Origin of the sequence: Sphingomonas sp., from assembly GCF_042091075.1 — a bacterium.
GTDB lineage: Bacteria > Pseudomonadota > Alphaproteobacteria > Sphingomonadales > Sphingomonadaceae > Sphingomonas.
This window is the reverse complement of record NZ_JBELIE010000142.1, coordinates 1-8639: the sequence shown is the minus strand read 5'-3', so window position 1 is coordinate 8639 and position 8639 is coordinate 1. Positions and strand designations below refer to the sequence as shown.

General features: G+C 67.3%; 5 protein-coding genes and 2 pseudogenes. 6 read left to right on the top strand and 1 reads right to left on the bottom strand.

Translation table 11 applies throughout. The features are described 5' to 3' along the window. The 6 genes and pseudogenes from ACFDSW_RS13065 to ACFDSW_RS13040 all read left to right on the top strand — a co-directional run. Positions 1–341: pseudogene (locus ACFDSW_RS13065) on the top strand (ABC transporter ATP-binding protein); the annotation flags it as partial. A gap of 67 nt (positions 342–408) precedes the next feature. Next, positions 409–1986 carry an L-aspartate oxidase gene (nadB, locus tag ACFDSW_RS13060; RefSeq protein WP_375250721.1) on the top strand — a complete coding sequence of 526 codons (1578 nt, stop codon included), beginning with the start codon at positions 409–411 and terminating at the stop codon, positions 1984–1986. A gap of 145 nt (positions 1987–2131) precedes the next feature. Then, positions 2132–3250, top strand: a complete 1119-nt coding sequence (locus ACFDSW_RS13055) for a serine hydrolase (protein WP_375250720.1) — start codon at positions 2132–2134, stop codon at positions 3248–3250. A gap of 17 nt (positions 3251–3267) precedes the next feature. Next, positions 3268–3540 carry a hypothetical protein gene (locus tag ACFDSW_RS13050; RefSeq protein WP_375250719.1) on the top strand — a complete coding sequence of 91 codons (273 nt, stop codon included), beginning with the start codon at positions 3268–3270 and terminating at the stop codon, positions 3538–3540. 36 nt (positions 3541–3576) lie between these two features. Beyond that, positions 3577–6333 (top strand): DNA polymerase I, encoded by a 2757-nt coding sequence (gene polA / locus ACFDSW_RS13045; protein ID WP_375250718.1) that lies wholly within the window; start codon positions 3577–3579, stop codon positions 6331–6333. Beyond that, positions 6330–7844, top strand: coding sequence for a lipopolysaccharide biosynthesis protein (locus ACFDSW_RS13040; RefSeq protein WP_375250717.1), 1515 nt, complete (start codon positions 6330–6332; stop codon positions 7842–7844). The genes polA and ACFDSW_RS13040 overlap by 4 nt, the downstream gene beginning before the upstream one ends. 31 nt (positions 7845–7875) lie before the next feature. Here ACFDSW_RS13040 and purH read toward each other — a convergent pair. Beyond that, a pseudogene (gene purH / locus ACFDSW_RS13035) lies at positions 7876–8639 on the bottom strand (bifunctional phosphoribosylaminoimidazolecarboxamide formyltransferase/IMP cyclohydrolase); the annotation flags it as partial.

Genomic DNA, 8639 nt, shown 5'->3' with positions numbered 1-8639 from the left:
TGGAGGAAGCCGAGGAGCTGTGCGATCGCATTGCGATCATCAATCACGGCAAGGTGATCGCCAATGAACCGACCGCGCAGCTGGTCGGCAAGGCGCAGGAAAAGATCGTCGCGGTCACCGTCGACCGGGATGTCGCCACGCTGCCGCGCTCGACCTGTTTCGAGAAGATCGTGCTGAGGGGCGCGCGCACGCTGGAAATCACCTATTCGAAGGATCGCGTGAACGCTGGCGAGGTGCTGGGCGCGGTGCAGGCGAGCGGGTTCGGCATCGTCGACGTCTCGACCAAGGAAGCCGACCTGGAGGACGTGTTCCTGAACCTGACGCGCGCGGCGAACGGATAGCGCGGCCGCGCCGCCCGCGCCGCATCCCGGCTTTGCGGATCGTCACGAGCGTGCCACTAGGATCGGTATGACCGCTACGGACGTTCTCATCGTTGGTTCGGGCGCGGCGGGGTTGACCGCGGCGCTCAACCTTGCCGACCGCTTCCGCGTCACCGTGCTGGCGAAGGGCGCGCTCAACGAAGGCTCCACCGCCTGGGCGCAGGGCGGGATCGCCGCCGTGCTGGAACCCGGCGACACGTTCGAGAATCATGTCGAGGATACGATGGTCGCGGGCGCGGGGCTCAACGATCGCGCGGTCGTCGAATTCGTCGTCGAACGGGCACCGGCTGCGATCAGGCGGCTGCAGGAGCTGGGCGTGCCGTTCGCCGAGGAGGCCGGCGCACTGCATCTGACCCGCGAGGGCGGGCATTCACACCGCCGCATCGTACATGTCGCCGATGCCACCGGCTGGGCGGTGCAGGAAGCGCTGCAACGCGCGGCGGAGGCGCACCCCAATATCACGCTGATCCCCGATCAGGTCGCGATCGACCTCGCCACCAGCCGTCACGAGGAGCGTTACTCGGGGGCGGGCAACGTCTGGGGCGTCTATGCGATCGACCGGCGCAGCGGGCGGGTGAGCCTGCATACCGCGCGTGCGACGGTGCTGGCGACGGGCGGGGCGGGGCGCACCTATCTGTTCTCCACCGCGCCGCGCGGCGCCACCGGCGACGGTATCGCGATGGCATGGCGGGCGGGCGCGCGCGTGTCCAACATGGAATTCATGCAATTCCACCCGACCTGCCTCTATCATCTGGAGGTCAAGAACTTCCTGATCACCGAGGCGGTGCGGGGCGAGGGCGGGCGGCTGATCAATCCCACCACCGGCAAGCGTTTCATGCCGTATTACGACGAACGGCTGGAACTCGCGCCGCGCGACGTGGTGGCCCGCGCGATCGATGCCGAGATCAAGCGCTACGGCCTCGATTACGTTCACCTCGACATCAGTCACCAGCCCGCCGATTTCATCCGCGCGCATTTCCCCAACATCCACGAAAAGCTGCTCGGGTTGGGTATCGACATGACCGTCGCGCCGATCCCGGTGGTGCCGGCGCAGCATTATACCTGCGGCGGAATCATGGTCGACCGCGACGGGCGGACCGATCTGCCGGGGCTGTATGCGGCGGGCGAGTGCACCCAGTCGGGACTGCATGGCGCCAACCGGCTGGCGTCAAATTCGCTGCTGGAATGCTTCGTCTTCGGCGAGGCGGCGGCACATCATATCGCGGCGCAATGGGATACGCTGCCCCCCGTGCCAGCGATCCGGGCGTGGGACGAAAGCCGCGTCACCGATTCCGACGAGGAAGTGGTGATCAAGCAGAACTGGACCGAGATTCGCCGCTTCATGTGGAACTATGTCGGGATCGTCCGCACCACCAAGCGGCTCGAACGCGCGCGCCACCGCATCGACCTGCTACGGTCGGAAGTGGAGGACTATTACGGGCATTTCCGCGTCACCCCCGATCTGATCGAGCTGCGCAACCTGTTGCAGACCGCTGACCTGATCGTGCGGTCGGCGTTGCACCGGCAGGAAAGCCGCGGCTTGCACTACACGCTGGATTACCCGGACCTGGTCGATCCCCCGGTCGATACCGTACTAGTCCCATAATGGTGCTCCAAACTCTCGCGGAATCAGGGCGTTGCCGGTAGACCCCACGACAGGCACCGTTCGTCGCAGCGTGCGGTCGGCCGGGATTGTCACCACGGGCCCGGCGGCGACAGAGTCGGGTTCGCGTGGGGTAGTGGCAGACGACATGGATACGAAGACGTTGGGGCGCCGGTTAAGCGTCATCGGTTGGTCGCTGCTGATCGCGGGCTGCGGGGCGGGGGCTGGCTCGGCGCTGATCCCGGCCGCGCCACCACCGCCGCTGGTCTCGGTGCCGCTGCCGCCGCCCCCGGTGCAGACGCGCCCGCCGCTGCCGCCGCGCGCGTTACAGGAACGGATCGATCAACTGATCCGCGAATTTCCGGGAAAGGCGGGGGCAGCGGTACGCTCGCTCGATGACGGCTGGCTGGTACAGCGCGGCGGCGACCTGTCGCTGCCGCAGCAGAGCGTCAGCAAATTGTGGGGCGCGATGACGGTGCTGTCGCAGCGTGACGCTGGCCGGTTGAAACTTGACGACCCGGTGCTCGTCACCCGCGCTGACCTGACGCTGTTCCACCAGCCGATCGCGGCATTGGTGAAGGGCGCCGGTTATCAGACGACGATCGGCGGGCTGCTCACCCGCGCACTGACGCAGAGCGACAATACCGCCAACGACCGCCTGTTGACCTATGTCGGCGGGCCGGCGGCGGTGCGACGGTTCATCGCCGCGAAGCAATTGGGCGCGATCAAATTCGGGCCGGGGGAAAGGTTGCTGCAAAGCGGCACCGCGGGTGTGACGTGGAATCAGTCGATGGCGGTCGGTCGCGGTTTCGAAGCGGCGCGGGCGCGGCTGTCGCCATCGGTGCGGCAGGCGGCGATGCAGCGCTATATCGACAATCCGCCCGACGGCGCCTCGCCCAATGCGATCACCGGCGCGCTGGCCCGGCTGGCGCGTGGCGAGTTGCTGAGCGAGACGTCGACCCGCATCCTGCTGGATACGATGGCGGCCTCGCGCACCGGCCACGCGCGCTTGCGGGCGGCGACGCCGGTCGGCTGGCAGCTCGCGCACAAGACCGGCACCGGGCAGGAACTGGGGCGCCGCAACGCCGGCTTCAACGACATTGGTTTGCTGACCGCGCCCGACGGCCGCCGCTATGCGATCGCGGTGATGATCGGCGACACCACCGCCCCGATGCGTGACCGGCAGCAGCTGATCCGGAACGTCTGCGCCGCATTGACCGGCGCGCAACCCCGCAGCGCGACCGGCGCCGCGGACGACGAGATGTAAGCGCTACAGGGCCATGAGTGCGCTCCTGGCGCGATATTCCTGATGCGGCCGAGCAGGGGGGTCTTGCCGACATCGCGCAGGCCAACAAGGATCAGGCCCTGCGCGGGGCCGCCCAGGGTGACGCGCCTCAAGGCTGCATCCGCTTCGTCCAGCAAGGATTTGCGGTCTGCCAGTTCGGCTGGGGGATTGCCGGCTCCGGTCGCGCGCCAGTTGCGAACGCGATCCATAATATGGGCGTTATCCGCGCCGAGCTGATTTCTGCTAAAAATGGACCAAGTCGTTCGTGGTGAGTGTAAAGTCGTGTGTCGCCTGCTACGGCAGGGCGCATGCCGCACCTCTATCTCGTCGACGGATCGGGCTATATCTTCCGCGCCTATCATCGCTTGCCGCCGCTGACGAACAAGCATGGCGAGCCGGTCGGCGCGGTCTATGGTTATACCGCCATGTTGTGGAAACTGGCGGATCAGGTGCACAAGGCGGATGGGCCGACGCACATGGCGGTGGTGCTCGACAAGTCGAGCAAGACGTTCCGCAACGATCTTTATGACCAGTACAAGGCGCATCGCCCGCCGCCGCCCGAGGATCTGGTCCCGCAATTTCCGATGATCCGCGATGCGACGCGCGCGTTCAGCCTGCCGTGCATCGAAACCGAGGGGCTGGAGGCGGACGACATCATCGCCTGTTACACGCAGGCCGCGCTGGCGCAGGGCTGGCAGGTGACGATCGTCAGTTCCGACAAGGATCTGATGCAGCTGATGACCGATCCATCGGTCGACATGCTCGATACGATGAACAACCGCACGCTCGGCCCCGATTATGTGGTGGAGAAGTTCGGTGTCGGGCCGGAAAAGCTGGGCGACGTGCTCGCCTTGATGGGGGACAGCGTCGACAATGTCCCCGGCGTCCCCGGCGTCGGCCCGAAGACCGCGTCGAAACTGATCGCCGAGCATGGCGACCTCGAAGCGGTGCTCGCCGCCGCGGAGGGGATGAAGAAGGGGAAGCTGCGCGACAACCTGATCGAGCATGCCGAGGCGGCGCGGCTGTCGAAGGTGCTGGTGACGCTGAAATGCGACGCGCCGTTGCCCCAGCCGCTCGACGAGCTGGCGCTGAAGGGCATTCCCGATGCGCCGCTGCGCGCCTTCCTGGAGCATCACGGCTTCCGCACCCTGCTGGGACGGCTGGAGCAGGTGGCCGACGCGCCGGTGCCCCAGTCCGCCAGCGTGCCGCAGGACGACGAGCCGGCGTGCAACCACGACGGCTATGAAACCGTCGTCGACGAGGCGGCGCTCGACCGCTGGATCGAGGTATCGCGGCATCAGGGCTGGGTCGCGATCGATACCGAGACGACCGGCAAGGACCCTATGGCGGCGGAACTGGTCGGCGTGTCGCTGGCGCTCCACCCCAATCTCGCCTGCTACGTTCCGCTCGCGCATGGCGGCAGCGACATGTTCGCGGAGAAGCCGCCGCAACTCGACGCCGCCGTCGCGCTGGCGAAGCTGAAGCCGCTGGTGGAGGACCCGGCGGTGCTGAAAATCGGGCACAATCTGAAATATGACATGATCGTGCTGGGGCGGCTGGGGATCGACATCGCCCCCTATGACGATACGATCGTGATGAGCTTCGACCTCGATGCCGGGTTGCATGGCCATGGCATGGACGAACTGGCGGCGACGCACCTGTCGCACAGCTGCATCGCGTACAAGGACGTGGTCGGCACGGGCAAGAAGGCGCTCGGCTTTCACGAAGTCGATCTGAAGGCGGCGACGCGCTACGCGGCAGAGGATGCCGACGTCACGCTGCGGCTGTGGCGCCGTTTCACCCCGCGGCTGCCCGTCGAGGAAGCGACGCGCGTCTATCAGATGGTCGACCGCCCGCTGGTGGCGGTGATCGCGCGGATGGAGCAGCGCGGCGTGAAAGTGAATCGGGAGCGGCTGGCGCAATTGTCGGCGGATTTCTCGACCCAGATCGCGCAGCTTGAGGGTGTGGTCCACGAATTGGCGGGCGGCCCGTTCACGATCGGCAGCCCCAAGCAGCTGGGCGACGTGCTGTTCGAGCGGATGGGGCTCAAGGGCGGGCGCAAGGGCAAGAGCGGGGTCTATTCCACGGACGTCACCGAGCTGGAGCGGCTTGCGGCGGATCGGGATTCGCCCGGTGCCGCGATCGCCACCAAGGTGCTGGAGTGGCGCCAGCTGACCAAGCTGAAAAACACCTATACCGATGCGCTGCAGGAACAGATCAATCCCGTCACCGGGCGCGTCCACACCAGCTATTCGCTGACGGGCGCGCAGACCGGGCGGCTGTCGTCGACCGATCCCAATCTGCAGAACATCCCGATCCGCACCGAGGTGGGGCGGCAGATCCGCGATGCTTTCGTCGCCGAACCGGGCAATGTGATCCTCGCCGCCGATTATTCGCAGATCGAGTTGCGCTTGGCGGCGCATATGGCGGACGTGCCGCAATTGAGGGAAGCGTTTGCGCGTGGAGACGACATCCACAGCCTGACCGCGCAGGAATTGTTCGGCGAGGTCACGCGTGACACGCGGGCGAGCGCGAAGACGATCAACTTCGCGATCCTCTACGGCATCTCGCGCTGGGGGCTGGCGGGGCGGCTCGACATCACCGCCGACGAGGCGCAATCGATGATCGATCGCTATTTCGAGCGCTTCCCCGGCATCAACCGCTATATCGCGGAAACGCTCACCGGGGTGCGCGAGCGCGGCTACACGACCACGCTGTTCGGTCGCAAGACGCACTTTCCACGGATCCGCAGCAAGGTGCAGCATGAGCGGCAAGGCGCCGAGCGCGCCGCGATCAACGCGCCAATCCAGGGGACCAGCGCCGATATCATCAAGCGCGCGATGATCCGGATGGAACCGGCGCTGGCCGCGGCCGGGCTGTCGCACGTCCAGATGCTGTTGCAGGTGCACGACGAGCTGGTCTTCGAGCTGCCCGAGGCGGATGTGGATGCGGCACGGCAGGTGATCGAAGGCGTGATGGCGCGCGCGGCCGAACCGGCGATCACGCTGGACGTGCCGTTGGGGGTGGAAACCGGCACCGGCGCGAGCTGGGGTGCCGCGCATTGAGCGACGAGCGCGATATCGCGCAACTGGCCAAGGGAGGACGGACCAATATCGCGGGCTTCGTCCTGCGGCTGGTGGCGCGCCTGCCGTTCCTGTTCATCGCCGGACACATCTATGGCGCGGCGCTGGTGGGACGGTTCGCGCTGGCGGTGGTCGTCGTCGAGTTGGCCGCGCTGATCGCCACCCTGGGACTGAAACGCGGTCTGGCGCAGGCACTGGCCAGCACGTCACGCCCCCATGCGCACGTGGTGTGGGACGGGATGATGGTGGCGGGCATCGTCTCGCTGATCGCCAGCGCGGTGCTATGGACCTTTCCGCAGGTGATGTACGCCAATACGCGCGTCACCGGGCTCGACGGCTATCTGCCGCTGATCATTCTCGCGGTCGCCTGGTCCGATGTCAGCCTCGCCGCGCTGGCCTATCGCCATAACGTCAAGGCCGCGGTGACCGCGCGCGCGATCGTGGAGCCGTGGACGATCTCCGTCGCCGCTTGGCTGTTCAGCTATTTCACGATCAAGGACGGGCTGGTGCTGTCCTATGTCGCGTCGATGATCGCGGCGCTGATCGCGTCGATCGTCCCGTTCGTCCGCAGCTACGGCCTGCCGCGCGGCTGGTCGCCGCATGTCAGCGAGCTGTTCGCGCTGGCGCGCAGCAACGTGCCGCTGGCGGGGGCGGATGCGCTGGAATGGAGCATGCGCAACGTCGATCGCTTCATCCTTGGCCTGCTGTTCGCGCCGAAGATCGTCGGCATCTATTATATGGCGCAGCAAGTCGCGACGCTGCCGGGCAAGCTCAAGACCAGTTTCGATCCGATCCTGGGCCCGGTCATCACGCGCAGCCTGGCGGAGGGGGATCGCGACGCGGTCGCGCATCAGGTGCGACAGGTCGCCTTCTGGATCATGGCGGCGCAGGCGGGCCTCGCGTTGATGGGATCGATCCCGGCGGCGTCGGTGATGGCGGTGCTGGGCCCGCAATTCGTCGCCGGCAGCGCGTCGCTGGCCTTCCTGCTGATCGCGGAGGTGCTCGCCTCGCCCGGAGCGACATGCGAGTCGGCGCTGGTCTATATCGCGCGTCACCGCAACCTTGCGATCTCGATGGCAACGCTGGGATTCCAGATGGGGTTCAGCGTCGTGCTGGTGCTGGCGATGCGGCGGCTCGGCTGGCCGGTCGCCTGGCAGGCGGCGGGGCCGGCGGTGGCGCTGATGACCGCCCTGGGAATCATGTCGATCATCAAGGCGCGCCTGTTGTCGCACCTGCTGTCCGCGCCGGTATCGCCGTTCCGCCCGGCGCTCGCCGGGGCGGCGTTGGTCGCCGCGATGCTGGGGGCGGCGGCGACCCATCTGCTGCCGCTATCGTCCGGCTGGCGCCTCGCGATCACGCTGCCGCTGATCGCGGGCAGCTATATCGGGCTGTTGTGGCGCTTCGCCTTCGCCCCCGCCGACCGCGCGCTGTTCGCGCGGGTGCCGCGTGCCGAGGAAGCGACCTTGCCCAACGAAGGCGGCATGACGCGCTAGCGCGAAGCGGTCGCCCGGTTGCCCGCCGCCCTCAATGCCGGAAATGACGCATCCCGGTGAAGACCATCGCCAGTCCGGCCTGGTCGGCGGCGGCGATCACATCGGCGTCGCGGATCGAGCCACCCGGCTGAATCACCGCGCTCGCCCCCGCCTCGACCGCGGCGAGAAGGCCGTCCGCGAACGGGAAGAAAGCATCCGAGGCGACCGCTGAGCCGATCGTGCGAGGCTGATCCCACCCCGCCTTGTCCGCCGCATCCTTCGCTTTCCACGCCGCGATGCGGGCGGATTCGAGGCGGTTCATCTGCCCCGCGCCGATCCCGGCGGTGCTGCCGTCGCGGGCATAGACGATCGCGTTCGACTTGACGTGCTTGGCGACCGTCCAGGCGAACAGACAATCCGCCAGCTCCTGTTCGCTCGGCTGGCGCTGCGTCACCACCTTCAGGTCGGCGGGCAGGATATGGCCGGCATCGCGCGATTGCACCAGCCAGCCGCCCGCGATCGACTTCGCCATCAGTCCCGCGCGCCGCGGGTCGGGCAGCTCTCCCGTTAGCAGCAGGCGCAGATTCTTCTTCGCCGCGAACAGCGCGATCGCTTCCTCGTCGGCGTCGGGCGCGACCACCACTTCGGTGAAGATGCCGGTGATCGCGCGCGCGGTGGCGCCGTCGAGCGGGCGATTGACCGCGATGATGCCGCCAAACGCGCTGACCGTGTCGCACGCGAACGCCGCCTCATAGGCCTCGATCAACGTCCCGCCGGTGGCGACGCCGCATGGGTTGGCATGTTTGACGATGACGC

Coding starts and splice junctions, on each gene's coding strand:
- ACFDSW_RS13055 (WP_375250720.1), top strand. CDS start 2,132: ATGGATACGAAGACGTTGGGGCGCCGGTTAAGCGTCATCGGTTGGTCG.
- polA (WP_375250718.1), top strand. CDS start 3,577: ATGCCGCACCTCTATCTCGTCGACGGATCGGGCTATATCTTCCGCGCC.
- nadB (WP_375250721.1), top strand. CDS start 409: ATGACCGCTACGGACGTTCTCATCGTTGGTTCGGGCGCGGCGGGGTTG.